Origin of the sequence: Streptomyces sp. NPDC058308 (genome assembly GCF_042880275.1) — a bacterium.
Classification (GTDB): domain Bacteria; phylum Actinomycetota; class Actinomycetes; order Streptomycetales; family Streptomycetaceae; genus Streptomyces.
This window is the reverse complement of the sequence record NZ_JBHVZA010000017.1, coordinates 139,395-163,007: the sequence shown is the minus strand read 5'-3', so window position 1 is coordinate 163,007 and position 23,613 is coordinate 139,395. Positions and strand designations below refer to the sequence as shown.

Genomic DNA, 23,613 nt, shown 5'->3' with positions numbered 1-23,613 from the left:
CTTGTTCATACGCACAGACACCTTCCCGTCCGTGCCATGGACAACCAGATCCGCCCGAGCATCACCATTGACATCAGCGAAGTAGAGGCGACCCTCACCCGGCCGGCCAAGGAAGTTGCCCCAACCCGCACTCCATTCGGCACCACCGTCGAAGTAACTCCCCTTGTTCATACGCACAGACACCTTCCCGTCCGTGCCATGGACAACCAGATCCGCCCGAGCATCACCATTGACATCAGCGAAGTAGAGACGACCCTCACCCGGCCGGCCAAGGAAGTTCCCCCAGCCCGCACTCCAGTGGGCTGCGGGAGTGAAGCGGTATGCGGGCTTGCCCGGCTGCGGTGCGAAGTTCTTCACGGCGGTCCGCACCGTGATGTTGCCGTCCGCGCCCAAGATGACCAGGTCGTCCGCGCCGTCACCGCTGACGTCGGCCATGTTCACGACCTCACGCAGCCGCTCCCGCGCCTCCTTGGCCCAGTCCTGGATGGCGGCGTCGTCGACGAGGGACGAGAGGGCGCCGGTGCGGGTCTCGGCCGGCTCTTGGCCGAAGCACCCTCCCTGCCAGGAGCGGCTGTTGATGCCCACAAGCTCGGCCTTGCCGTCCTTCTCCCGCACCAGGGGCCCGCCGGTGTCGCCCGCACACACGGCTGCACCGTCCTGCCCGGTGATCGCCGCTTGGCCGTCTCCGGCGGAATCCACGGTGAAAGAGCCCGCGTGCACCGCGAGGGGAGACCACTCGGTGCGGGTCCGGCCGTATCCGGTGGCTTTCAGAGTCTCTCCGGCAGTGGGCGCGGTGGTGGCGAGGGGGATCGGGGAGATCCCGGCGACGCCGGTGGTCGGCTGCTCAAGGCGCGCCAGGACCAGATCACGGCCCTGGTAAGGGACCAGCTCCACGACCCTGGTGACCAGGCCCGCGCTGGTGGTCAGGTCGCTGCGGCCGAGGGTGGCGACGGTCTTCCTCGCCGGGGCTCCGGCTACGGGCGTGGCGCCGGAGGCGGGGTTGTCGACGAAGCAGGACGCGGCGGTGAGCACCCATCGCGGGTTCACGAGGGCGCCGGAGCAGGCGCGTTCGCCGTCGCCGATGGCCAGGCGCGCGGTGTAGGCGGAGGCGGCGGTCGCGGGGGCGCCGGAGACGGTATGGGCGGGCACGGTGACCAGTGCGAGCGGGAGGGCGACGAGGGCTGCCGCGGCGGCGGTGCCGCGCAGGTGTGTGACGGAGGGCATGGCCTTGGTTCCCTTGGTGAGAGGTCCGCGCGTCGGGTGGTCACCGGGGCTTGGTGGTCGCCTGAGCGCGGCACGGCTGGTGACAGGGCGCTGTGCGGGAGCTACTTGTTGGTCCTGATCTCCACGAGCATGTGCTCGCGTCCCTGTTCGTCCGCGCTCTCGCCGACCGCGGTCCAGGCGTTCTTGCCGATGTCGAAAGTCTTCTCGTCGGCGCCGGCGGTCATGTCCACCTGGGCCGCGTAGTCATTGCCCTTGACGGCGAAGACCGAGGGGATCTCCATGGTCAGGTAGCCGCTGTTGCCGGTGGTCCGGAAGCAGACCTTGTCGTTCTTGCGCGTCCAGACTTCGATCAGGTCGGTCGCGCTCGCGCACTCGGCGAGGACGACATGGCCGTCGCCGCGCTTGAGGGTGATCTTCTTCTCCTCGAGGATCTTGTCGGCCCGCGGGTAGTTGAAGTCCTCGATGGCGTAGCCGGGGGCTTCGCCCGCGACGGCGCTGACGGCACTGCCCGGGGCGGGAGTGTCCGGCTGGCTGCCCGTTACTACGAGCCATGCGAGAGCGGCCGCGGCCGTGCCGGTTCCCAGGATGCACGCTATTGGGCTACGTACCTTCATCGCTGTCCTAGTCGTCGGTTCTGAAGGAAGCTCGAAACAACTGTCGAAATGAGGGGGAAATGCGGAGCCGGTGAGTTCGGGGCGCCACCGGATATCCCTCGCTTTGCATGAGAACCCCCGGCTTGCGCCGCGTCCATCGTCATAAATGCCTCATACATGGACGACTACGGGGAGGCTGGGCGTGACGTGCATCACCTGCGCGAACGGTTGTACGGGCTTCTATCAAGGCTCGATATGGAAGCGATTACGGAATCGCATCCCCCCATTTCTGCGATGTCTCGGGATTCAGCCACCTTGCGCCTTTTCCCGCCAGGTTCCCACCCGCATGGGTAGGCAAGGCCCCTCTTATTTGCATAGTTCGGCAGAGACGAAATTCTGTCTGGCGATGTGCCACACGCGCGCCCCGCCAGGCGCCGATCCCAAAGGACCCAGTGTGGAGATCACTTTATGGAGCAGACGGCGCGTCCTGGCCGCCGTCGCGGCCACCACGGCCGCCGCGGCCACCACGAGCCTCGTCCTCACCCCCACGGCCGCCGGCGTCGGCACCCCGCCGGACGACAGCGACGACGGTGACCCGTTCCAACTGCCCGACACCGACCGGGCGAAGGTCATCAAGGCGTGGCTCTTGGGCGGCAAGGCCACCCGGACCGCCGCGGAAGCGGCGCTGACCGGCACCGACACCGACATCCAGGCCTTCCTGACCGCTGAACTCCCCCAGGTGACGGCGGAGGACAACCGCGTCGCCATCATCACCTCCCTCGCCGCGGGCGGTAAGGGCACCCGGCGCGAGGCCTCCGCGGCGATCGAGGGCGGCGACGCCGCGATTGCCGACTACCTCACGGGCGGCTTCGCGGCGGCCATCACCGAGGACCTGCGCGTGGCCACCACGACCGTGATGGCCGCCGGCGACAAGGCCGTGAACCGGGAGGGCAGCGCCGCTCTGGACGCGGGCACTCAGGCTGCGTTGGAGACGTTCCTCACCGAAGGCCAGTACACCGCCCGCGCCGAGGACATGCGGTTCCAGGCGTCCAAGCTCATGGTGAACGCGGGACCGGAGGTGCAGAAGTACGCCTCTCGGGCCCTGTCCGGCAGCGCCGAGGACGTCGACTGGTTCCTCGACACCGGCCAGCACATCGCCCGCGCCCGCGACCAGGAATCCGCGAAGATCGAAGAACTCGTCGCGGTCGTCGAACGCGAGGGCAAGAAGGCCGACGCGAAGACGAAGCAGGCCGAAGAGGCCGCCGCCCGCGCCATCACGGCTGCTGCCAAGGCCAAGGAAGCGGCGGAGAAGGCCGCTGCCGAGGCTCAGGCGGCCCAGGACGATGTGCGCAAGTCCGGCAGGGCGGCCCGCAAGGCGGCCGAGGCCGCGACGGGCGCGGCCGACGCGGCCCGCGTCGCCATCCGCGCCTCCCACGCCGCCGTCCAGGCCTCCCGCCGCGCCGCCTATGCCGCGACCGCCGCGAGCCAGGCCGCTGCCACCGCCGGATCCGCGGCGGCCGCGGCGTACGGCGCCGCCATCGCCGCCTCCAAGGACGCGTCCAAGGCGTCCGCAGCCAAGGATGCCGCCATCACCGCCCGCAACGCCGCGGCCAGGGCCCGCACCGCGGCGACGGCCGCCGGCTTCGCGGCCGCGGCCTCGGCCCAGGCCTCGAGCGCCGGCAGCTCCGCCGCCTCGGCGGCCCGTAACGCCGCCGCTGCCGCAAACGCCTCCGCTACGGCCGCCTCCGCCGCAGGCAAGGCGCAAGCCGAGGCGGCCGAGGCCAAGCGGCAGGCGCAGATAGCCAACGCCAACGCTGCGATCGCCACCAACGCGGCCGGAACGGCACAGGCGTTGGCGAACGCCTCGGCGAAGGCCGCCCGCACGGCGCGGGACGCGGCGAACAGCGCGGCCGACCACGCCGAGAAGTCCGCGCAGGCCGCCGAGTGGGCCGCGAAGTACGCGGGCCAAGCCGTCGAGTACGCGAAGAAGTCCACCGAGTTCGCCAACGAGGCCACCAAGGCCGCGAACGTCGCCACCGATGCCGTCAGCCAGGCGGTCGAGGTGGAGAAGCAGGCGCGGGAAGGCGAATGGCAGCGCCTGGACGAGGACATGAAGCAGGCGATCGAGGAGACCCGGCTGCTCGCGGAGCTCGAGGAGGAGGACAGGGCGGAACTGGTCGACCGGCGTACCCAGGCCGAGCAGCTGGAGAAGACCGCACAGGACGTCATCTCACGGGCCGAGTCCGCCCTGGCCTCCGGCGACCTGGGGCTGTCGGCCACCCTTGGGCGCAAAGCGGCCCTGGCCCTCATGAACTCCCGTGGCACCTGGTCGCGGGAGGCCGCACGGTTCGCGCTGTGCGGTACGGACTCCGACATCCATGTCTGGATCGACACCGACCGGCAGGTCGCACAGCGCCAGGACGACCGGGAGACCGCCCTCTACCTCGCCCAGACCTGCCCCCCGGACGTCGCCGATGCCGTGACCAAGGCGCTGGAGAGTGACGACCCGGACGCCGCCACGACGTTCCTCGGCTCCGGCGCCGTCGAGGCCGCCGCCGTGGACAACCGTGTCGTGGTCACCCGGATCCTGGCCGACACCCCCGGCAGCGCGGTGACGAAGGCGGCGAACGACGCACTCGACGCCGGTACCGCCAAGGCCCTGTACGAGTTCCTGACGGACACGTACGGCGCGGCACAGCGGGAGGACGACGCAGTCGCCACGGCCGCCGTCATCGCCAATGCCGGCCCGTACACCAAGGCTCACGCCCAGGCGGCGATGGCGGGCCCGGCGTGGATGCGCCGCAACTTCCTCGGCTCCGTGCAGTACAAGACCGCGCAGCTCGACCACGACTCCGCCACCCACATCGCCGCCATGCAGGGCGCCATCGCTGCCGCCGCGAAGATCGCACACAAGGCCCAGGTGGACGCCGCGCGTGCGCAGGAGGCGGCGGCGAAGGCCCGCAACGCCGCCGCGGAGGCCCTGCAATGGGCGAACCGGGCGACGAAGTCGGCCGAGCAGGCCGCTGCCTTCGCCAAGCAGGCGGACGCGAACGCGGACGCCGCGGAGAAGTCCGCCAAGGACGCGCAGGCCTCGGCCGACCAGGCCAAGAAGGCGGCCGCCACCGCCCGCACCGCCGCGCGGTCGGCGAACTACTCCGCCAATCGCGCGGTGGACGCCGCCCGCCGAGCGGTCGCCTCCGCCAACTCGGCCCAGGCGTCGGCGGCTTCGGCCCGCGCCTCCGCCATCCAGGCGGGCAAGGACGCCAGGACGGCGGCCACGGCCGCGAGCCAGGCGCAGCAGATCGTCATCGCCAAGCGGAAGGCCGAAATCGCGGAGGCGGCGCGAAGAGCCGCAGAGGAGGCGCGCCGAGCCAAGCAGGCCGGGAAGAATCCGGCAGACTCACCCGACCACGACGACGTCAAGGGCGGGCTTCCCTGGTGGCAGGCGGGCGCACGATGGATGGCGAACGCCACCAACTGTGCCAGCATCGGCACCGGATTCGCTGCCGCGGCCCTCGGTCTCGCTGGCGCGGGGGCGGGCCTCTTCGTCATCACCGCCGGCGCGGTGCCCTTCCTGGCGGGTTTCGCTGTCGGCCTCAGCAAACTCTCGCTCGCCTTCGCCGGCCTCAACGTCCTTTTCACCGGGATCGGCTACGGCTTGGGGAGTAGCGAGTTCAAGTCCTCCCTCGCCAGTGCCGCCCTGAGCGCCATCACCTTCGGCCAGTCCAAGTGGATTGGCGCTCTCGGCGGCTCCCGGGTCGCTACGAAGCTCTCGCAGGCCGGCCACGATCTGATCTCCCCGATCGGCGGCCTGCTGGGGTTCTAGCGGCCCGTGGACGCCCACCGCACGGGGCCGACGGCGACGCTGCCGTCGGCCCCCGTCACACCGGCGGTCGGCGTACGCCGCACGGGGCTCAGGCGACACTCAGGCCGCAGTGGTCAGGATTTCGGGAGCTTCGCCCGCGCTGAGCGGAGTGCCGGTCTCTGAAGTGGTCATCAGGTCGGCTGGCAGGCGTCCGGCCGAGGAAGCACGTCGACCGGTCATTCGGTGGCTCTGCCACCAGCTGCTGCAGGAACGGCGTGCGGGGATAACGGCTGCGCACCCGCGCCGAGCTTCTGCCGCAGTCCGGGCAAGCAACCGGCGCCTCACGGGTGCGGGCGGAAATATGGACCACACCGCTCTCCACCCACGCCTGTTCCACCCGCCCTGCATCCAGATGCGGGGACACGGTCCGAACGAGGTCGTCACACTCACTGACGGGACCCACCACGTGTTACGGAGCGTCACCGGGGCGCGGTGGCACATGCCTTCTTCACGGAAATCTTGCCAGGGCCGTGAACGTGCGCCACCTCGTACGGAGGGATGGGCGCCAAATCTGGTGCAGTGATGGGGAGCGAGCCGTGAGTCTGCTGCTGTCGGTTCGGCCGGTGCCCGCTACGCGGCAGGCGATTCGATTCCCGTGCACGTGCGTCGGCATGACGGGACGTGGACGACGATCACCGACGTCTACTGGCCCCGGGCTGTCCACTACGAGGCGCTGACCGCCGCGGGCTTCACCGGAATCCACGAGCGCGCCCCGCTCTTGGCAGACGCACACGGCATCGCCGAACCGGAGCTGATCACCGCCCGGCCCTGGACCGTTGAGCGCGAGACCGCGCCCTTCCTGCTCGTCACCGCTCAGCGCTGAAGTCCAGAGGCGTTCATTGCACACCCAGATCAACGAGTTGCCACAGCCAGTGACGACCACAACAGCGAACCGGTCATCGTTTCCTCTGTGGCCGTACGGGAACGCGTGTGTGGTCGTACGGGTACGCGTGCGATACATCCGGACCGTGGCTTCCCCGACAGCCTCGGGATGCCGCACGAACACAGGGAGACATGCCATGACCAAGGCACGGGACATCCATCGTAGTGAACCTCCTCGGCGCGGGCAGGGACCCCGCCACCTGTCCGGCCGGTGATCCGGCCAGGGCGAGGCCGTGACCATCGGCGCCGACGAGGACGTGAACGAAGTCTTACGCACGATGAGCGCCCACAAGCTACCTGGAGGATGGCCTATACCTCCACTGTCTACGGCTTGCACGATGGGCGCCGACGGCCCGGGCGGCGCGTTCGGACGGCAGCTCGTCGGTGCTGGCGCGTGCGCCGGCGGAGCGCTGGGCCAGGCCGTACGGCGAGGACGTCGCGGCCCGCATCCGCTGGACGAGGTCCGCGTCGGTGGTCATCGCGGTCGTCCTGGCCTGCGACAGCGCGCCGCGCCCCGCGGGGGCCATCAACGCAGTACTGGCCGGCAGGCGGTGCTCGGCGGCGGTCATCTGGTGCGCGCGGGCGAGGTGCGGGCCCAGGGAGCGGAATCGGCGGCCGCAAGAGAGACAGGTCGCCAGCCCGTCGCGGTCGGTCCGAGGGGCGGCAGGACCGGGCGGCGGCCTGCCGGGAGACTGCCCGGAGGGCGGCCAGGTCCCACAACAGGGCTCTGCCGCGTACGCGGCAGGCGACCGGGGCGGGCCAGCGGTCGCGCTGCTGCTGCATCACGGCCTTCAGGCTGCCGGCGCGTAGCCGAGGAGCGGTCCGGCCTCGCGCCGGGTGACGAGACGGGGCGAGGCATCATCCGGGGTGCGCACGGTCAGCGGCGGCGGTCGCGCCATCTGGTAGAGCCGCTCCCGGACACCCTGGCAGCCCTGGTCATGGCGGTGACGGGCGCCTCCGGGGGTGCGGCGGGTGCACCTTCGGGTACTGCTGCACCCCCGGACCGGTCGCGTCAGAAGTTTCCTTCGGCGACCTGGAGCACGGTCAGGCCGATGGCCCGCCACGCCTGGACGACCTGGCTGCGGTCGTCGAGCACGCAGACGACGTCGTACGTGTCCCGCACATGGGCGTCGAAGAGCTCCACCTTGACGATCGAGTCCTTGCGGGAGTCGCCGGCCGGCCGCATGAACGGACCCGCGTACGGGACGCCGACGTGCTCGGTCAGCCACGCCTCGGTCGCCTCGCGGCATCCCTCGGTGCGGCCGGAGAGGAACACGATGTGGTTGCCCGCCGCGTGCAGCGCCCGTACGACCTGGACGACCGGCGGGTTCGGCCGGTCCTCGTGCACCCGGGTCTCGTCGAACGGGCTGCGGCCCGTCATCTGGGCGACCGTGCCGTCGATGTCCACCAGAACCGCCTTGGGACTGTCGGGCTTCGGCTCGTACAGCCGTCCCGTCGGTGTGGCGGTCCGGCTCTCCTCGGGCAGTGGCAGCGGGGAGGTCTTTCCCGCCAGGTAGCGCAGGTGGAGGTCGCGGATGGCGTCCTCGCCCACGGGGGCCTCGCGGGCCGCGTCCCGCTCCAGGCAGGTGGCGAGCGGGACGGGGGTGAAGTCCCGCACGTGCAGCTCGGCGCCGGCCTGGTCCGCGAGCCGGGCCAGGTCACGGGCGACGCGCTGCGGCAGGTTGGTGTCGTCGCAGACCACGTCGTACCCGCGGCGCAGCAGGTCGAGGATGGCCGCGTCGCGGACCGCCATGACACGCTTTTCCGTCACGCCCTTGACGTGCTCGCCGGAGTCGAGCATGGCGCGCAGGTCGTCACGGTTGACGCGGGCCCGGCCCGCCCGGTCCTCGGCGGTCCAGGCGCGTGCCCACGTGGTCTTGCCGCTGGCGGGCAGGCCACGCGTGAAGTGCAGGGAAGGCATCAGGAGTTGTCCTCGGTGGTGGAGTGGAAGGGGCGCGTGTCGCCCTCGGGCCGCAGGGTCTGCCAGATCCGGTCCGACGGATCGCGGCCGTCCAGGAGCTGGAACAGCCAGCCGCGCAGCGGTGAACGGCCCGCGAGGGCGGCGTACTCCTTGCGCGTCCACCCCTCGGGCAGGGCCGCGAGGACCCGCCGGTACTCGGCGTTCGCCTCGGTGAGGACCGCGTCGCGCCGTGCGGTCAGGTCGGCCGCGACCTCCTTGACCCAGCCGTGGAACTCGTCGGGCAGCCCGTCGCAGATCTGCGCGACGGTGTCGCCCGCGCCGAGGCGCTCCCAGACCACCCGGGCGTTGAGACCGGTGATGATCCGGTGCAGCGCCACGTAGTCGTCCTGCTTGATCTTGATCATGGTGTCGTCACGGCCGGGGAACCGCAGCACGAAGCCCTCTGCGCCCGGACGCGGTGCGGCGGCCAATGCCTCGGCGAGCGTCGCGAAGTCGAAGGTGTCCACTCGGGGCCCCTCCCACGGCAGGTCGGCCGCCGGTATGGGCGCGCCGGTCGCGAGTTCGACGCCGCCGAGCAGCACGAGGTCGTCGAGGGCGCCGTAGTCACAGACGATCCGGTTCTTCGGGAAGATGATCTCGAAGAGGTAGGTGACGCCGGGCGCGATCGTGGCGGTGGCGGCGTAGCGCTCCTGCCATATCTCCGTCGCGTGCAGGGCCTGGTCGGAGGCGAACGAGCCCCGGGTGGCTATCGCGTGGCCGCCGCCGGGGACCGGGTAGAGGATGCCCAGCGAACCGTCGAGCTTGTCGGTGACGACCACGGGGTCGTCAAGGCCGAAGGTGCCTTCGGGGTGTTCCGAGTAGTTGAAGAACTTGGTGTACGGCCGGGCGACGACGTGCCCTTGTCCGTCGACGACGAGCCCGCGACACTGCCGGGTGACCTGGTTCCACTCTCGCTCGAACTGCGCCTTCTCCGTGTAGTTGAGAATGCGCAGCGGCAGCGTGGGGTGGCTCTGCTCGCGGACGAGGCCTTCGTCGAGGCAGCGCGCGAGCAGGGCGGGGTCGAGCAGGTCGCCTATGGGGGCAAGCATCGTCGTCTCTCCTGACGAGCCGAGTGGTCGGAAGATCCGATCATGCCTGAATGCCCGAGAGTTCCGCCTTTGGTTTTTCGCGCGGAGGTGCGTGCCAGACCCCGCGAACCCGGCCTATCCAAACGAAAGGCCCTGCCCGCCACCGAGCCCTCCGCCATGCGCGTTCGCCGGGATCAGCCCGTGACGCCTCCACCCGGACAACTGCCTGCCCGTGACCGCGAAACCGTGGTCACGGGCATGATCGATGAGCTACTGGTCCGCCCGGCCGGGCGACCTCACGCTGTCCATCCTGCGACCGTACCGGCGACCGCCTACACCGCCAGACCTCATTCAGAACTTAGAACTCCTAACGGAATGAGCGCTCGAGTCACGACTCGAGTCAGGAGTCGATCTCCCAGTGGAGGGCGCCGACTTGGGCGGGTGCCTTCAGGGCCTCCACAAAGGCTGTCGGGTCGGTGCCGGGTTGCAGGTCCACCGAGAGGCAGGCGCCCTGGAGCCACTCGTGGGGCAGAGCGGCTTCAACGACCTTGCCGTGCAGGAGCTCATGCAGCTGGTCCCTGTCCTGGTGTTCCGCGACGAGCGCGACGCGAAGGGTCCGGTGGCCGGACTTCTGCACTACGGAGGCCACCAGGTGGTTACTGTCAATGGTCACCACGTCGCGGTAGCAGATTCCGTAGGTGAAGAAGGGCAGACAGGCCACCTCGAACCTGTCCTCGGTGAGCTGGCGGGTCCACAACTGCTCGCGCCAGCCGTCCTGTCGGTCCGACAGGTCAGCGTGGACTATGTAGTTAGTGGGGCCCCTGCCGATGGGGTCCTCGTGCGTGATGATGGTGATGGGGTGCCTCCCGGAGCCGGATCCCGAACTCAAGATCCTCCAGCAGCACCTCCTGCTGAAACACGCCGGGGCACGTTCAAGCGTCGCCAGCAGATGAGTGCGCATCCCAGGGTGAGGAAGGCTTCGTGGATGTCGTCGCGGATCTCCCGGCGGATCCGCAGGCGGCAGAACCAATGCAAATGGGCGAAGGCTCGCTGTTCACCGTGCGCCCTGCGAACTCCCCCGTCAGCTCGTGCCGGGTGCCCACATGTCCTTTCACGCGGGCGAGCTGAGCTTCCGTGGGTGTGCAGGAGCATGAGCATGCTCCTGCACACCCCGAGTAGCGGTGTTCCTTCGGCGGCGGCCCGGCGTATGAGGTGCTCTTCGAGCTGGTCGTGTTCACCAGCATCGCCACCGATGGACATCTGCAAGGGGTCACCGAGCTGGCAGTTGGCGGCACAGCTGCGTGACCAGGCGTGAGAGGCCGGACGCGCGGCGGTCTCGCGGTCTCAGACCTCGCCGCGCCAGGCGCCCGTCTCCACGCCGCCGCGCTCCTCGATGAAGTGCTTGAAGCGGCCCAGGTCGCCGGCGACCTGCCGCTTGACGAAGCCGAGCTTGTCGCCGACCGTCTCGGCCAGGCCCTCGGGGTCGTAGTGCATCTGCAGCATGACCTTGGTACGGGTGTCGTCGAGGCGGTGGAAGGTGACGACGCCGGCCTGCTTGGCCTCGCCCTCGACGGTGGTCCAGGCCACGCGCTCGTCGGGGATCTGCTCGGTGATCGCCGCGTCGAACTCGCGCTCCACGCCGTCGATCTTCGTCACCCAGTGGGTGAGCTTGTCGGTGCGCTGCTCGATCCGCTGCACCCCCTTCATGAACCGGGGGAACGACTCGAACTGGGTCCACTGGTTGTACGCCGTGCGGACCGGCACGTCGACCTCGATGGACTCTTCGACCTTCGACACGGATGACACCTTTCTCGTGAAGTTCCGCGTGCCGTTCGGCGGAGGATTTCCGCGGTGGATTTCTGCCGTGGATTTCCGCGGGAACGGGCGCTTCTTTCCTTCACCTCCGCGAGTGCCCCGAGCCTCTGTTTTCACTCACGTGCTGCCCAGTGGGTAGAGGAACCCCATGAACGCACCGATCCCCGCACCGGCCCCGACCCCCGCCACGCCGCACCTCGACGCCGAGACCGTGGAACGGCTCGTCCCCATGTCGGCCGCGATCGGCGCGCTGGAGGCCGTCCTCGCCGCCGGGCTCGACCCGGCGGCACAAGCGCCCCGCTCGGTCGTCGAGGTGCCCGGCGGTCAGCTGCTCCTGATGCCCTCGGCCACCGCCTCGTACGCGGGCGTGAAGGTCGCCACGGTCACGCCGGGCAACGCGGAGCGCGGTCTGCCGCGCATCCAGGGGCTGTACCTCCTCCTGGACGGGCTGACCCACACGCCCGTGGCCCTCCTGGACGGGATCGCGCTGACGTCGTTGCGCACTCCGGCCGTGTCCGGGGTGGCGGTCGGGCGGCTCGCGGTCCCCGGGGCCGAGCGGCTGCTGGTCTTCGGGACGGGGCCGCAGGCGTGGGGCCACGTCGAGGCGGTACGGGCGGTGCGTCCGGCCCTGCGGCACGTCGACGTGGTCGCGCGCAATGCCCGCCGGGTCGCCGCCTTCGTCGACCGCTGCCGCGCCGCGGGGCTCTCCGCGGCCGCGGCGACGGCGGACGCGGTGGCCCGCGCGGACGTGGTCTGCTGCTGCACCACGGCCCGCGAGCCCCTCTTCGACAGTTCCCTGCTGCCCGGCCACGCGACGGTCGTCGCGGTCGGCTCGCACGAGCCGGACGCCCGCGAGGTGGACGCCCGGCTCGTGAGCCGCGCCACGGTGGTGGCGGAGTCCCGCGAAGTCGCGGAGCGGGAGTGCGGCGACCTGGTCCTCGCGGCCGCCGAAGGGGCCTTCGCCATGGAGCGGCTGCACACGCTGGACGCCTTGGTCCGGGGCGAGGTGCGGCCGGCGGAGGGCGCGCCCCGGCTGTTCAAGTCGGCGGGGATGGCCTGGGAGGACCTGGCGGTGGCGGTCGCCGTGTACGAGGGGTGGGCGGCCGCCGGGTGAGTGCGTCAGGCGCCCACCGTCACCGCGTGCCGCACCACGGCGTCGAACAGGTACCCCTGCGTGTTGTGCACCGTCGTCTCCGGCTGGGTCCGGCCCGTGGAGTCCGTGGCGCGGGAGAGGAGTTCGACGGGTCCGGGCTTGCCCGTACTCCACGGCGTCGACCAGCGGGTCCATGAGCCGGGATGTGAGGGATCGTGCAGGCGGGCCCGGCGCCAGGAGGCGCCGCCGTCCGTGCTGACCTCGACCCGGGTGATCGCGCCCGACGCGGACCAGGCGCGGCCGGTGAGCCGGTGCTCGGTGTGCGCGGGCAGGGTCGCGTTCCAGGGGAGTTCGAAGGCCGACTTGAGGGTCTGGCGGGTGAGCGGGGCGCTGCCCTCGGGCGGGTAGGCGTCGCCGTACAGCCGGTAGAAGTCGGTGTTCCAGGGCGAGTAGAGGGGCACGGTCGAGACCTCGATGTCGCCGAGCCACTTGACCGAGGAGATGCCCACCCAGGACGGGGCGAGGACCCGGACCGGGTAGCCGTGGTCGGGGGGAAGGGGCTCGCCGTTCATCTCGTACGCGAGGAGGACGTCGTCCAGGGCCTTGGAGACGGGCATGGGGCGGCGCACGCGGCCGTAGTTCGTGCCGTTCGACGTGACGTACTCGTCGTCGAGGCCGCGCGGCATCACGTCCACCGCCCGGCGGGAGAGGCCTGCCAGGCGCAGGACGTCGGAGAGGCGTGCGCCGCGCCAGCGGGCCGTGCCGATCGCGCCCGTGGTCCAGGGCGTGCCGGAGACCGGCTGGTCCTGCTGGGTCTTGAAGAAGTTCCTGGAGTTGCCCGCGCACTCGACGAACGCCGTGCGCGTCACCGGGGGAAGGCTCTGCAGCTCCGCGAGGCCGAACTGCCGCGCGCCGCCCGTCAGTCCGTCGCCCCAGACGTTCAGCCGCCAGGCCGCGGCGTCCAGGCGCGGCGTCGTCGTGTGGTTGCGGACGAAGAAGTGGGAGGCGGGGGTCAGGTGGCCGGTGTCCGCGAGGGCCTCGAAGCGGGTCTCCGCGTTCGTGCCGTGCACGATGAAGCGGTCCGGGGGCAGCGGCTTGACGATGCCCTCGCCCGTCGCCGCGCTCGCCGTGTTCGCCGAGAGGCCGGCCGGCGCCGCGGAGACGAGGCCCGCGGCCGCCAGGAGCCGCAGGAGGTCACGGCGCGCCACCCCGTCGGCGCGGGCCCGGCCGCCCAGCCACTGGTGCAGCCTGCGCCGGTCGTACGCCGCTTCTGATTCCGGGAATCTGGTCATGGCCACACGCTAGGAGGGCCGCACTGAGGCGCACCGGAGAACGCCCTGATCTTCACCGGCGCGAAAGAATCGCGCGAGGACGACAGGGGTTCGAAGACAGGCTCTCAGGGCGTCGTCGACGACACCACGTACACCATCGGGTGCTGCGCGTTCGAGCGGTCCACGACCACGTCCTGAGTGGGCGCCGGGTTCTTCCGGTCGTGGGTCAGGCCGGACCAGGGGCCGGGGCCCGTGAACTCCCAGCCGACGACCTTGCGGTCGCGCTTGCTGATGGTGATGTCGTCCGGCTTGAGCTCGTCCTCGGTGGTGCCGATCTGCTTGAGGAACCTCCGCAGGCCCTCGTTGCTGGTGAGGAACTGGACGTAGAGCCGGCTGGTGCGCCAGTTGTTCGTCTCGTAGTAGGCGACCTCCGCCGAGTACGGCTGGACCGGCACGTCGTACAGGCGGCGCTGCACCTTGGAGGGCCAGCCCGCGGTGAGGCCGGTCGCGGAGTACTTGTCCTCCTTGTCCCGGCCGCTGTTGCGGCTCTGGTTCGCGGAGATCACCAGATAGCCGGCGGGGACGCCGATGAGCAGCACGATGATGATCGCCGTCAGCCAGCGGCGGCGGATCATGTGGCGGCGGTCCTCGGTCTTGCTTGCCCTGGCTCCGTCGCGGTCCGGCTCGGGCGGGCCGGGGAGGTCCGGGGACGAGGGCTGGCGGGGCACGGTCATCTACTGGGTTCCCTGGGAGGTGCGGTCGTTGGTGCGGCGCGCCTCTGCGTAGCGCTCGTAACGTTCGTAGCGTTCCACGCGGCGCCGGTTGGCGCGGCGGAAGCGGCGGGCGACCAGGCGGGAGAGGTCGGCGGCGCCCACCATGCCGGCCTCGGGGCCGAGCTGGGCGCGGGCGATACGGGCCTCGGGGCGGTAGCCGCGGCCGGTGAGATGGCGGCGGAAGGCGTCGCGGGCCGGGCCGATCAGGAGGTCGTCGGCGGCCGAGACGCCGCCGCCGATCACGAAGCAGGAGGGGTCGAGCGCGGCTGCGAGGTTGGCGATGCCGACGCCGAGCCACTGGCCGATGTCCTGGAGGAGCTCCACGCACATGGCGTCGCCCTCGCGGGCCAGCTCGGTGATGAGGGGGCCTGTGATGTCGGGGACGTTGCCCTTCACCCGTTCGACGATGCCGTACGCGACCGGGGAGTCGGCGGCGGCGAGCTCGCGGGCCTCGCGGACGAGGGCGTTGCCCGAGCTGTACTGCTCCCAGCAGCCGCGGTTGCCGCAGGGGCAGCGGTGGCCGCCCGGGACGACCTGCATATGGCCGAACTCGCCCGCGACGCCGAACTTGCCGCGCTTGACCTGGCCGTCCTCCAGGATCGCGCCGCCGATGCCGGTGCCGAGCGTGATCATGACCAGGTGGTCCTCGCCGCGGCCCGCGCCGAAGCGCCACTCCGCCCAGGCGGCGGTGTTCGCGTCGTTGTCCACCATGACGGGGACGGCCAGGCGTCCGGAGATCCGGTCGCGCAGGGGCTCGTTGCGCCAGGACAGGTGGGGCGCGAAGAGCACGCGGTTGCGGTCCGCGTCGACCCAGCCCGCCGCGCCGATGCCGACGGCGTGCACGTCGTGCCGGTCGGAGAGGTCGAGGACCAGCTCGATGATGGTGTCCTCGACGACCCTGGGGCTCTTCGACTTGTCCGGGGTCTCCGTGCGCAGGGTCTCCAGGATGTTGCCGTCGGGGTCGACGACTCCCGCCATCACCTTGGTGCCGCCGATGTCGATGCCGACGGTGTTGACGCGTGGCGCCGTGAGGTGCGATCGGCGTTCGCGGGTGCCCACGGTCCGCAGGACGGTGGCTCGTGCGGAGCCGCGGTGCGCGAGGTCGCGGTAGGTGCTCATTGCGGCGATTCTGCCTCAACCTCGCGGGGGCGCGCACAGTGGGACCCCGGGGCGGGGGGCTTATCACGTGGGCCCCGGGGCGGCGTCCCCAGGGGCGCGGGGAACTGCGCGAGCAACCACGAAAGAGCCGCAGACGCATCTGCCGGGCAACTGTGCAGACGCGACTGCGGCTCTTCCTGGGCCGAGCGCGCAGTTCCCCGCGCCCCTGACACAGCTCCCCCAGCCGTCAGGCTGAACCGCGGTCCTCCAGTTCGTGACGGAGGTCGTCCAGTTCGGAGCCGCCCGCCATCTCACGGGTGAGGTCGTCGAGGGAGATCTCCTCGCGGGTGTAGGAGCCGGACATCACTCCTCGCTTGAGGAGGACGAACCGGTCCCCGACCAGGTACGCGTGGTGCGGGTTGTGGGTGATCAGGACCACACCCAGACCCGCGTCCCGCGCCGCGGCCACGTACTTCAGGACGACGCCCGACTGCTTGACGCCGAGCGCCGCCGTCGGCTCGTCGAGGACGAGGACCTTCGCGCCGAAGTAGACGGCGCGGGCGATGGCCACGCACTGGCGCTCGCCGCCCGAGAGCGTGCCGATGGGCTGGTCGACGTCGCGCAGGTCGATGCCCATGCGCAGGAGCTCCGCGCGGGTCGTCCTGCGCATGAGGTCGACGTCCATACGGCGGAAGGGACCCGTGCCCTTCGTCGGCTCGGAGCCGAGGAAGAAGTTCCGCCAGACCGGCATCAGGGGGACCACGGCGAGGTCCTGGTAGACCGTGGCGATGCCGAGGTCCAGGGCCGCGCGCGGCGAGCTGAGCCGCATGTCCTCGCCCTCGATGCGCAGGGCGCCCGCGTCGTGCCGGTGCAGCCCTGCGATGATCTTGATGAGGGTGGACTTGCCGGCGCCGTTGTCGCCGAGGACGCAGGAGATCTCCCCCGCGTGCACTTCGAGGGAGACGCCTTCGAGCGCGCGGATGTTGCCGTAGTACTTGCTGACGTCGTCCAGCTCGACGAGCGGCGTGCGTCCGCTTTCGTCCTCGGGGACCGCGTCGGCCTTTGTCATGTCCGTGGTCACTTCGTCGCCTCCGCGCGCTTGCGGACCCAGTGGTTGAGCAGGGTCGCCAGGAGCAGCATCACGCCGAGGAAGAACTTGAACCAGTCCGAGTTCCACTCGGCGAACACGATGCCCTTGCTGACCATGCCGAAGATCAGCGCGCCGACCGCCGCGCCGACCGCGGAGCCGTAGCCGCCGGTGATGAGGCAGCCGCCGATGACGGCCGCGACGATGTAGATCAGTTCGCTGCCGACGCCCTCGCCGGACTGCACGGTGTCGTACGAGAAGAGCAGGTGCTGGCCGGAGATCCAGGCGCCGAACGCGACGCCCATGTAGAGGCCGATCTTGGTCTTGGCGACCGGGACGCCGACCGCGCGGGCCGCGTCCTCGCCACCGCCGACCGCGAAGATCCAGTTGCCGACGCGGGTGCGCAGCAGGATCCAGGTGGCGACCGCGATCAGGGCGAGCCACCAGAGGATCGTGACCTTGAAGTCGACGCCGCCGACCGGGATCGTCGAGGCGAAGACCTCCTTGGCGGAGGAGAAGCCCTCCATGTCGGAGATCGACTTGGTGGAGACCGTGCCGCTGATCATCTTGGTGAAGCCGAGGTTCATGCCGGTCAGCATCAGGAACGTACCGAGCGTGATGATGAAGCTCGGCGGGTCCGTGCGGGTCAGCATCACGCCGTTGAAGACGCCGATGGCGAGCGTGACCAGGAGCGAGACGGCGACGCCCACCCAGACGTTCGCCGTCATCTGGTAGCTGAACATCGACGAGACAAGGGCGGACGTGGTCACGAGCACGCCCGCCGACAGGTCGAACTCGCCGCCGATCATGAGCAGCGCCACCGGCACCGCCATAATGCCGAGCGTCGAGGCGGCGTAGAGGACCGTCGCCAGGCTGGTGGCCTGCAGGAAGCTGTCCGCGACGAACGAGAAGAAGAGGAAGACGGCGATGGCGCCGACGACGGAGCCGAGCTCGGGACGGCCCATCAGCTTCTTCAGCGGCGAGGCCTTCACCAGGCGCTCGTCGGCCTTGGCGTCGGGGGCGGGCGCGGGTGCTGTCGCGGTCATCGGGTCCCTCGCTTCGCGTAGTCCTCCAGCTCGGCGGCCTGGTCCTTGGTGACGATCTGCGGACCGGTGAGGACGGGCTTGCCGCCGCCGAGGACGTCGGCGTTGTACTTGTACAGCCAGAGCAGGTCGACGGCCTCGTAGCCCTGGAGGTAGGGCTGCTGGTCGACGGCGAAGCCGAGGTCGCCCGACTTCAGACCGGCCGCGACCTTCTCGTTGAGGTCGAAGGTGTCGACCTCGGCCTTGCTGCCCGCGCTGTCCGCGGCCTGCACCGCGGTGTCCGCGAAGGGCGCGCCGAGCGTGACGACGGCGTCGACCGACTTGTCGGACTGCAGCTTGGCCTCGATGGAGGACTGCACGTCGGGCATGTTGGTGCCGGTCACGTACAGGTTCTGCATGGTGCCGTCGAAGGTCTTCTTGGCGCCCGCGCAGCGCTGTTCGTGGCCGACGTTGCCCTGCTCGTGCAGGACGCAGAGCGCCTTCTTCCTGCCGCGCTTGTTGAGCTCTTCGCCGACGGCCTCGCCGGCGATCGTCTCGTCCTGGCCGATATGGGTGAGCGCGCCGAACTCCTTGGACTCCGCGGAGCCGGAGTTCACCGTGATCACCGGGATGCCGGCCTTCTTGGCGCGGGCGAGGGCGCCCTTCATCGCGTCCGGCTTGGCCAGCGTGACGATGATCCCGTCGACCTTCTTGTCGATGTAGGAGTCCACGAGCTGGGCCTGCTGCTGGGCCTCGTCGTCGTGCGCGTACAGGAACTTGATGTTGTCCTTGACCGCGGCCTGCTTGGCGCCGCTCTGGACGATGTCCCAGAAGGTGTCGCCGTCGCCCGAGTGGGTGACCATGCCGAAGGTCCAGCGCGGCGTGTCCACCGCGGCCTTCCCGCCCGCCGCTGCCGCCTTGCGGGCGTCCTCGGCGCGCTTTCCGCCGGTGCTGCTGCATCCGGTCAGTCCGGCGGTCACACCGAGCACCGCCACCAGCACGGCGCCTACCGCTCGTACCCCTGTCTTCACCCTTGCCACGACGCCGTGCCCTTCTTGCTCTGCTGCTCCGTGCGGCCGGTCCGGATCCCCGGCCCCAGCCGCCCAAGTATCGACCACGCGGATCACGCATGTGTTCATCGGGTACCGCGAGCGGTGTACTTCTCCAGCTTCGGCACGTCCTTCCCGGTGACGACGGCGGGTCCCGTGAGGACGGGTTTGCCGCCTCCCAGGACGTTGGCGTTGGTCTTGTACAGCCACAGTTCGTCGAGGGCGAGGTATCCCTGGAGGTAGGGCTGCTGGTCGACGGCGAACCCGACCTCCTTGGCCTTCAGGCGCTTGACGACCTCGGCGTTCAGGTCGAACGTGTCGACCTCCGCCTTGCTCCCCGTCTCGCCCTTGGCCTTCACCGAGTACGCGGCGATCGGCGCGCCGAGCGTGACGACGGCGTCGATGTCCTTGGTGGCCTGGAGCTTCGCGCTGATGGAGGACTGGGCGCCTGGCGCGTTGGTGCCTTCGACGTTCAGGTTCTCCACCGATCCCTCAAAGGTCTTCCTGACGCCGGCGCAGCGCTGTTCGAGGGAGACGTTGCCCTGTTCGTGGATGACGCAGAGCGCCTTCTTCTTCCCGCGCGTGTTGAGCTCCTCGCCGACGGCCTCGCCCGCGACGGACTCGTCCTGGCCGATGTGGCCGAGCGCGCCGAACCGCGCGGAGAACTCGCCGCCGGAGTTGACCGTGACGACCGGGATGCCCGCGGCCTTCGCCTTGGCGAGCACGGCCCGCATCGCCTCGGGCTTGGCGAGCGTCACGACGATCCCGTCGACCTTCTTGTCGACGAAGGACTGGACGAGCTCGGCCTGGCCCTTGGCCTCCTTGTCGTTGGCGTAGAGGAGCTGGATGTTGTCCTTGCGGGCAGCCTGCTCGGCGCCGCTGCGCACGATGTCCCAGAAGGTGTCGCCCTCGCCGGAGTGCGTGACCATCGCGATCTTGAGGCGGGGAGTGCCGACGCCCTTGCCGCTTTCGCCGCCGTCCCCCGATCCGTCCTCGTCGTCCTTGCCGCCGGAGCTGCTGCAGCCGGCGGCGAGTGCGATCACCGCCAGACAGGCCGTGACGCCCCTCGCCGTACGGGATGTGCGCATGGTGGACCACCCCTCTGCTCCCGGCCGCCTCGGTGCGGCTTGAGGAGTTCTAGCGGGGTGCGCGCGGGAGCGTCAATGGCTTTGTCAGAACATTCTGACGGCTGGTGGGGCGCCGGGCTGCTACGGCCGTACGAGGAGCTGGAACTCGAAGGAGTAGCGCGAGGCCCGGTAGACGTGCGCGCCGTACTCGACCGCCCGCCCCGTGTCGTCGAAGGTCGTGCGCCGCATCGTGAGCAGCGGCGCCCCGGCCGGCTCGGCGAGCAGCTCGCCCTCGTCGGCGGTGGCGGCGCGGGCGCCGACGGACTGGCGCGCGCTGTGCAGGGTGTGGCCCGCGGCGCGCATCAGGCGGTAGAGGCCGGTGGCCTCCAGACGTGCGGTGTCGAGGTCGAGGAGCCCGGTCGGCAGGTGGTTGCGCAGATGGGCCATGGGTTCGCCGTGGGCGAGCCGGAGCCGCTCGACGAGGTGCACCTCGTCGCCCTCGGCGACGCCGAGCGCCGCGGCGACCTCGGCGGAGGCGGGCTCGACGGTGTTGCGCAGGACGCGCGTCTCGGGGCGCTGGCCCGCGGCTTCCAGGTCGTCGAAGAGGCTGCTGAGCTCCAGGGGCCGCTTGACCTGGCTGTGCACGACCTGGGTGCCGACGCCGCGGCGGCGCACGAGCAGGCCCTTGTCGACGAGGGACTGGATCGCCTGGCGGACGGTGGGCCGGGAGAGCCCGAGCCGCCCGGCGAGCTCGATCTCGTTGCCGAGGAGGCTGCCGGGGGTGAGGGCGCCGCGCTCGATCGCCGCCTCCAGCTGCTGGGCCAGCTGGAAGTAGAGCGGGACGGGGCTGCTGCGGTCGACGCCGAGCCGGAGGTCCACGGTGGGGTCCTGGACCGGCTTGTCCTGAGCTGCTTTGGCGACTGGTTTGGACACGGGGCGAGCGTAGTCCCAGGAGAGGATGACGGGAAGTTCTTAAGTTCTGTTGTCCGGACAAAGTATTGACAGCGGGGGCAGGCGTCGCGAGGGTGGGGCCATGCGCATCGGACTGATCGGAACCGGCCGGATCGGCACCTTTCACTCGGCGGCCCTGCTCCGCCATCCGGCGGTGACGTCCCTCGTGGTCGCCGACGTGGACGCCGCGAGAGCGGCCGACCTCGCGGCACGGACCGGCGCGACGGCCGTGCCCTCGGTCGACGAGGTGTTCGCCGCCGGGGTGGACGCCGTGGTGATCACGGCGGCGACCTCGGCGCACGCCGCGCTGATCGGCAGGGCGGCGCGGGCCGGGCTCCCGGTGTTCTGCGAGAAGCCCATCGCCCTCGACCTGCCGGGCACGCTGGCCGCACTCGCGGAGGTGGAGGCGGCGGGCACCGTGCTGCAGCTCGGCTTCCAGCGGCGCTTCGACGCGGGGTACGCGGCGGCGCGCGAGGCGGTGCGCACGGGCCGGCTCGGGCGGCTGCACACGGTGCGGGCGATCACCTCGGACCCGGCGCCGCCGCCCGCCGCGTACCTGCCGCTCTCCGGTGGTCTCTACCGCGACTGCCTGGTCCACGACTTCGACATCGTGCGGTGGGTCACGGGGCGCGAGGTGACGGTGGTGTACGCGACCGGTTCCGACAAGGGTCCCGCGATGTTCCGCGAGGCCGGTGACGTCGACACGGCGGCCGCCGTCCTCACCCTGGACGACGGCACGCTGGTCACGGCGACCGCGACCCGCACCAACGGCGCGGGCTACGACGTCCGCATGGAACTGGCCGGGGAACGCGACCAGTTGGCGGTCGGCATGGACGAGCGCACGCCCCTCACCTCGGCGGAACCGACGGGCCCGCCCGCCCCGGTCAAGCCCTGGCCCGGCTTCCTGGAGCGCTTCGCGCCCGCGTACGAGGCGGAGCTCGCGGCCTTCGTCGACGTCGTGCGCGGGGAGCGGACGAACCCCTGCGACGGCCGCGAGGCGCTGCACGCGCTGCGGATCGCGGAGGCCTGCGAGCTGTCGCGGCGGGAGCGGCGGCCGGTGCGGATGTCCGAGATCCCGCGGGACCCGGAGGGCTACGAGGGCTGAGCCCCCGCAGGGGCCGGGAGGGTCGGAGACAGCCTCTCAGCCCGTGGAGAGCACCGTGCCCTGCGCGATCGCGCACAGCGTCTCCGTGCCGTCCTCGCCCACGGCGGACAGCTCGCAGCGGACCACCGCCTGACGTCGGCCCGAGTGGACGACGACGGCGCGGGCGGCCAGTCTGACGCCCGTCGCCGGACGTAGGTACTGGATGGAGAAGCCCGAGGTCAGTACGGCGGGTCCGAGGGTCGTGCCAGCCGCGAACGTGATGCTGTTGTCGGCTGCGTACGCGAGCACGCCGCCGTGCAGGAAGCCGTTCTGCTGGTGGAGTTCCGTACGGATGCCGATCTCCAGCGTGGCCGCCCCCTCGCCGAACCGCGTGAGGCGGGCCCGCACCAGAGTGCTGAACGGCTGGGCGTCCAGGACCTTCTGGGCCCTGGCGAGGTCGAGGGGGTCGGTCGGCTGCGCGGGCGGGGGTTCGGTCATGACCGAACTACTACCACCGGACGGGAAGCCGGCGCACCCCTCTGATCAGCGTCCCCGGCAGCCACTCCCCCGGCGGCCCGTCCGGGGCGAGGTCCGGGCAGCGGGTCAGGAGCGAGCCGAGCGCGATCCGCGCCTCCAACCGGGCCAGCGGCGCGCCCAGGCAGTGGTGCAGGCCGTGCCCGAAGGCGACGTGGCCGCGCGGGGCGCGGCGGATGTCGAAGCGGTCCGGGTCGGGGAAGCGGGCGGGGTCCCTGTCGGCCGCGGCGAGGGAGATCCGGACGACGGAGCCCTGGGGGATGACGAGGCCGCCCAACTCCGTGTCCTCGGTGGCGAAGCGGTACGTCGCGCCCTCCACCGGGCCTTCGAAGCGGAGGCCTTCCTCGATCGCGCCGTCGAGGAGGCTCATGTCGGCGCGCAGCGCGGCCAGTTGGCCGGGGTGGGTGAAGAGGGCGTGCACGGTGTTGGCGAGCAGGTTGACCGTCGTCTCGTGCCCGGCGATCAGCAGTACGAAGGCCATGGCGCGCAGTTCGGCGGGCGAGAGGCGGTCGCCGTCCTCGTCGTCGGTGGCGCGGATCAGGGCGCTCAGGAGGTCCTCGCCGGGCGACGAGCGCTTGGCCTCGACCAGGTCGGCGAGGTAGCCGGCCAGTGCCACGAAGGCGGCGCGCTCCTCCTCCTGGTTCGGCGAGGCCACCACGCCGTTCGACATGCGGCGGAAGGCGCCGCGGTCGATGTCGGGGACGCCGAGCAGCTCGCAGATGACCGTGATCGGCAGCGGGAAGGCGAGGACTTCGAGCAGGTCGCCGCGGCGGTCGCGCGCCGTGTCGCCCTCCGTGAGCATCGCGTCGAGGAGGCCGTCGGTGATGTCCTGGATGCGGGGGCGCAGGGCCTCGACGCGGCGGGCGGTGAACTCACGGGTGATGAGCCTCCGCAGGCGCGTGTGGTGGGGCGGGTCGGCGATCAGCAGATGCGTGCCGATCAGCTCCTCCTCGTGGAAGGCGAAGCCGGCCGCCGCCGACGAACTGGCGAAGCGGGGGTCGGTCAGCGCGGCCCTGCACTCCTCGTACCCGAGGACCAGGTAGGCGTCGCCCATGTCCTCGGGGGGTGGCAGGCGCACGCGGTGGACGGGCCCGAGGGCGCGCAGTTCCGCGTAGACGGAGTGGGGGTCCTGTCTGAACCGCGGGCCGTACGTCGCCAGGTCGATCGTGTCCGCCATGCAGGTCTCCTCCAGAGGTTCAGGTGGTCAACGCGCCGGA

At 70.9% G+C, this 23,613-nt stretch carries 20 protein-coding genes; 4 read left to right on the top strand and 16 right to left on the bottom strand.

What is annotated here, in order from left to right:
- On the bottom strand, nucleotides 1-1,224 hold a 1,224-nt coding region (locus tag ACFVYL_RS23555; protein ID WP_389719194.1), incomplete at its 3' end, for a trypsin-like serine protease.
- A 101-nt stretch (nucleotides 1,225-1,325) separates the two neighbouring features.
- Entirely contained in the window at nucleotides 1,326-1,838 is a 513-nt protein-coding gene (locus tag ACFVYL_RS23550; protein WP_389719192.1) for a hypothetical protein, read from the bottom strand.
- 433 nt (nucleotides 1,839-2,271) lie between these two features.
- Between ACFVYL_RS23550 and ACFVYL_RS23545 the strand changes: the two genes are divergently transcribed.
- Nucleotides 2,272-5,643 (top strand): ALF repeat-containing protein, encoded by a 3,372-nt coding sequence (locus ACFVYL_RS23545; RefSeq protein ID WP_389719191.1) that lies wholly within the window; start codon nucleotides 2,272-2,274, stop codon nucleotides 5,641-5,643.
- Between the two features lie 640 nt (nucleotides 5,644-6,283).
- Nucleotides 6,284-6,505 (top strand): hypothetical protein, encoded by a 222-nt coding sequence (locus ACFVYL_RS23540; RefSeq protein ID WP_389719190.1) that lies wholly within the window; start codon nucleotides 6,284-6,286, stop codon nucleotides 6,503-6,505.
- A 1,071-nt stretch (nucleotides 6,506-7,576) separates the two neighbouring features.
- Here ACFVYL_RS23540 and ACFVYL_RS23535 read toward each other — a convergent pair.
- From ACFVYL_RS23535 to ACFVYL_RS23520, 4 genes are all read right to left on the bottom strand, one after another.
- Nucleotides 7,577-8,485, bottom strand: a complete 909-nt coding sequence (locus ACFVYL_RS23535) for an AAA family ATPase (RefSeq protein ID WP_389719188.1) — start codon at nucleotides 8,483-8,485, stop codon at nucleotides 7,577-7,579.
- Entirely contained in the window at nucleotides 8,485-9,573 is a 1,089-nt protein-coding gene (locus ACFVYL_RS23530; RefSeq protein ID WP_389719186.1) for an RNA ligase, read from the bottom strand. The genes ACFVYL_RS23535 and ACFVYL_RS23530 overlap by 1 nt, the downstream gene beginning before the upstream one ends.
- A gap of 379 nt (nucleotides 9,574-9,952) precedes the next feature.
- The gene (locus ACFVYL_RS23525; protein ID WP_389719185.1) at nucleotides 9,953-10,441 is read right to left on the bottom strand and encodes a DUF4265 domain-containing protein; all 489 of its coding nucleotides are present in this window, start codon (nucleotides 10,439-10,441) and stop codon (nucleotides 9,953-9,955) included.
- Nucleotides 10,442-10,896: 455 nt separating this feature from the next.
- Nucleotides 10,897-11,349, bottom strand: coding sequence for an SRPBCC family protein (locus tag ACFVYL_RS23520; RefSeq protein ID WP_389719183.1), 453 nt, complete (start codon nucleotides 11,347-11,349; stop codon nucleotides 10,897-10,899).
- 166 nt (nucleotides 11,350-11,515) lie between these two features.
- Between ACFVYL_RS23520 and ACFVYL_RS23515 the strand changes: the two genes are divergently transcribed.
- Nucleotides 11,516-12,481, top strand: coding sequence for an ornithine cyclodeaminase family protein (locus ACFVYL_RS23515; RefSeq protein ID WP_389719181.1), 966 nt, complete (start codon nucleotides 11,516-11,518; stop codon nucleotides 12,479-12,481).
- A gap of 5 nt (nucleotides 12,482-12,486) precedes the next feature.
- Here the strand turns inward: ACFVYL_RS23515 and ACFVYL_RS23510 are convergent, their stop codons facing one another.
- The 8 genes from ACFVYL_RS23510 to ACFVYL_RS23475 form a co-directional block, all read right to left on the bottom strand.
- Nucleotides 12,487-13,752, bottom strand: coding sequence for a sulfite oxidase (locus ACFVYL_RS23510; RefSeq protein WP_389719180.1), 1,266 nt, complete (start codon nucleotides 13,750-13,752; stop codon nucleotides 12,487-12,489).
- A gap of 104 nt (nucleotides 13,753-13,856) precedes the next feature.
- The gene (locus ACFVYL_RS23505) at nucleotides 13,857-14,465 is read right to left on the bottom strand and encodes a sugar kinase (RefSeq protein ID WP_389719178.1); all 609 of its coding nucleotides are present in this window, start codon (nucleotides 14,463-14,465) and stop codon (nucleotides 13,857-13,859) included.
- A complete protein-coding gene (locus ACFVYL_RS23500; RefSeq protein ID WP_389719177.1) occupies nucleotides 14,466-15,623 on the bottom strand; it encodes an ROK family glucokinase in 1,158 nt (385 codons plus the stop codon).
- Between the two features lie 226 nt (nucleotides 15,624-15,849).
- Nucleotides 15,850-16,671, bottom strand: a complete 822-nt coding sequence (locus ACFVYL_RS23495) for an ATP-binding cassette domain-containing protein (protein WP_389719260.1) — start codon at nucleotides 16,669-16,671, stop codon at nucleotides 15,850-15,852.
- A gap of 8 nt (nucleotides 16,672-16,679) precedes the next feature.
- Nucleotides 16,680-17,735: an ABC transporter permease gene (locus tag ACFVYL_RS23490; RefSeq protein ID WP_389719176.1), complete on the bottom strand. Its 1,056-nt coding sequence runs from the start codon at nucleotides 17,733-17,735 to the stop codon at nucleotides 16,680-16,682.
- Entirely contained in the window at nucleotides 17,732-18,751 is a 1,020-nt protein-coding gene (locus ACFVYL_RS23485) for a sugar ABC transporter substrate-binding protein (protein ID WP_389719175.1), read from the bottom strand. Before ACFVYL_RS23485 ends, ACFVYL_RS23490 begins: the two co-directional genes overlap by 4 nt.
- A gap of 95 nt (nucleotides 18,752-18,846) precedes the next feature.
- Complete coding sequence (locus tag ACFVYL_RS23480; RefSeq protein ID WP_389719173.1) at nucleotides 18,847-19,848, bottom strand: sugar ABC transporter substrate-binding protein; 1,002 nt, start codon at nucleotides 19,846-19,848, stop codon at nucleotides 18,847-18,849.
- 120 nt (nucleotides 19,849-19,968) lie between these two features.
- Nucleotides 19,969-20,706: a GntR family transcriptional regulator gene (locus ACFVYL_RS23475; protein ID WP_389719258.1), complete on the bottom strand. Its 738-nt coding sequence runs from the start codon at nucleotides 20,704-20,706 to the stop codon at nucleotides 19,969-19,971.
- Between the two features lie 154 nt (nucleotides 20,707-20,860).
- On the opposite strand from ACFVYL_RS23475, the gene ACFVYL_RS23470 reads away from it, so the two are divergent.
- Entirely contained in the window at nucleotides 20,861-21,883 is a 1,023-nt protein-coding gene (locus ACFVYL_RS23470) for a Gfo/Idh/MocA family oxidoreductase (RefSeq protein ID WP_389719171.1), read from the top strand.
- A 36-nt stretch (nucleotides 21,884-21,919) separates the two neighbouring features.
- Here the strand turns inward: ACFVYL_RS23470 and ACFVYL_RS23465 are convergent, their stop codons facing one another.
- Both ACFVYL_RS23465 and ACFVYL_RS23460 read right to left on the bottom strand, forming a co-directional pair.
- Nucleotides 21,920-22,360, bottom strand: a complete 441-nt coding sequence (locus ACFVYL_RS23465) for a PaaI family thioesterase (RefSeq protein WP_389719169.1) — start codon at nucleotides 22,358-22,360, stop codon at nucleotides 21,920-21,922.
- A 10-nt stretch (nucleotides 22,361-22,370) separates the two neighbouring features.
- The gene (locus tag ACFVYL_RS23460; protein WP_389719168.1) at nucleotides 22,371-23,573 is read right to left on the bottom strand and encodes a cytochrome P450; all 1,203 of its coding nucleotides are present in this window, start codon (nucleotides 23,571-23,573) and stop codon (nucleotides 22,371-22,373) included.
- Between the last annotated feature and the right edge of the window lie 40 nt (nucleotides 23,574-23,613).

What these genes read in the sequence shown, in the direction of transcription:
- ACFVYL_RS23550 (WP_389719192.1), bottom strand. Translation starts at nt 1,838, where the DNA reads ATGAAGGTACGTAGCCCAATAGCGTGCATCCTGGGAACCGGCACGGCC.
- ACFVYL_RS23535 (WP_389719188.1), bottom strand. Translation starts at nt 8,485, where the DNA reads ATGCCTTCCCTGCACTTCACGCGTGGCCTGCCCGCCAGCGGCAAGACC.
- ACFVYL_RS23530 (WP_389719186.1), bottom strand. Translation starts at nt 9,573, where the DNA reads ATGCTTGCCCCCATAGGCGACCTGCTCGACCCCGCCCTGCTCGCGCGC.
- ACFVYL_RS23515 (WP_389719181.1), top strand. Translation starts at nt 11,516, where the DNA reads ATGAACGCACCGATCCCCGCACCGGCCCCGACCCCCGCCACGCCGCAC.
- ACFVYL_RS23510 (WP_389719180.1), bottom strand. Translation starts at nt 13,752, where the DNA reads ATGACCAGATTCCCGGAATCAGAAGCGGCGTACGACCGGCGCAGGCTG.
- ACFVYL_RS23505 (WP_389719178.1), bottom strand. Translation starts at nt 14,465, where the DNA reads ATGACCGTGCCCCGCCAGCCCTCGTCCCCGGACCTCCCCGGCCCGCCC.
- ACFVYL_RS23500 (WP_389719177.1), bottom strand. Translation starts at nt 15,623, where the DNA reads ATGAGCACCTACCGCGACCTCGCGCACCGCGGCTCCGCACGAGCCACC.
- ACFVYL_RS23495 (WP_389719260.1), bottom strand. Translation starts at nt 16,671, where the DNA reads ATGACAAAGGCCGACGCGGTCCCCGAGGACGAAAGCGGACGCACGCCG.
- ACFVYL_RS23490 (WP_389719176.1), bottom strand. Translation starts at nt 17,735, where the DNA reads ATGACCGCGACAGCACCCGCGCCCGCCCCCGACGCCAAGGCCGACGAG.
- ACFVYL_RS23480 (WP_389719173.1), bottom strand. Translation starts at nt 19,848, where the DNA reads ATGCGCACATCCCGTACGGCGAGGGGCGTCACGGCCTGTCTGGCGGTG.
- ACFVYL_RS23470 (WP_389719171.1), top strand. Translation starts at nt 20,861, where the DNA reads ATGCGCATCGGACTGATCGGAACCGGCCGGATCGGCACCTTTCACTCG.
- ACFVYL_RS23465 (WP_389719169.1), bottom strand. Translation starts at nt 22,360, where the DNA reads ATGACCGAACCCCCGCCCGCGCAGCCGACCGACCCCCTCGACCTCGCC.
- ACFVYL_RS23460 (WP_389719168.1), bottom strand. Translation starts at nt 23,573, where the DNA reads ATGGCGGACACGATCGACCTGGCGACGTACGGCCCGCGGTTCAGACAG.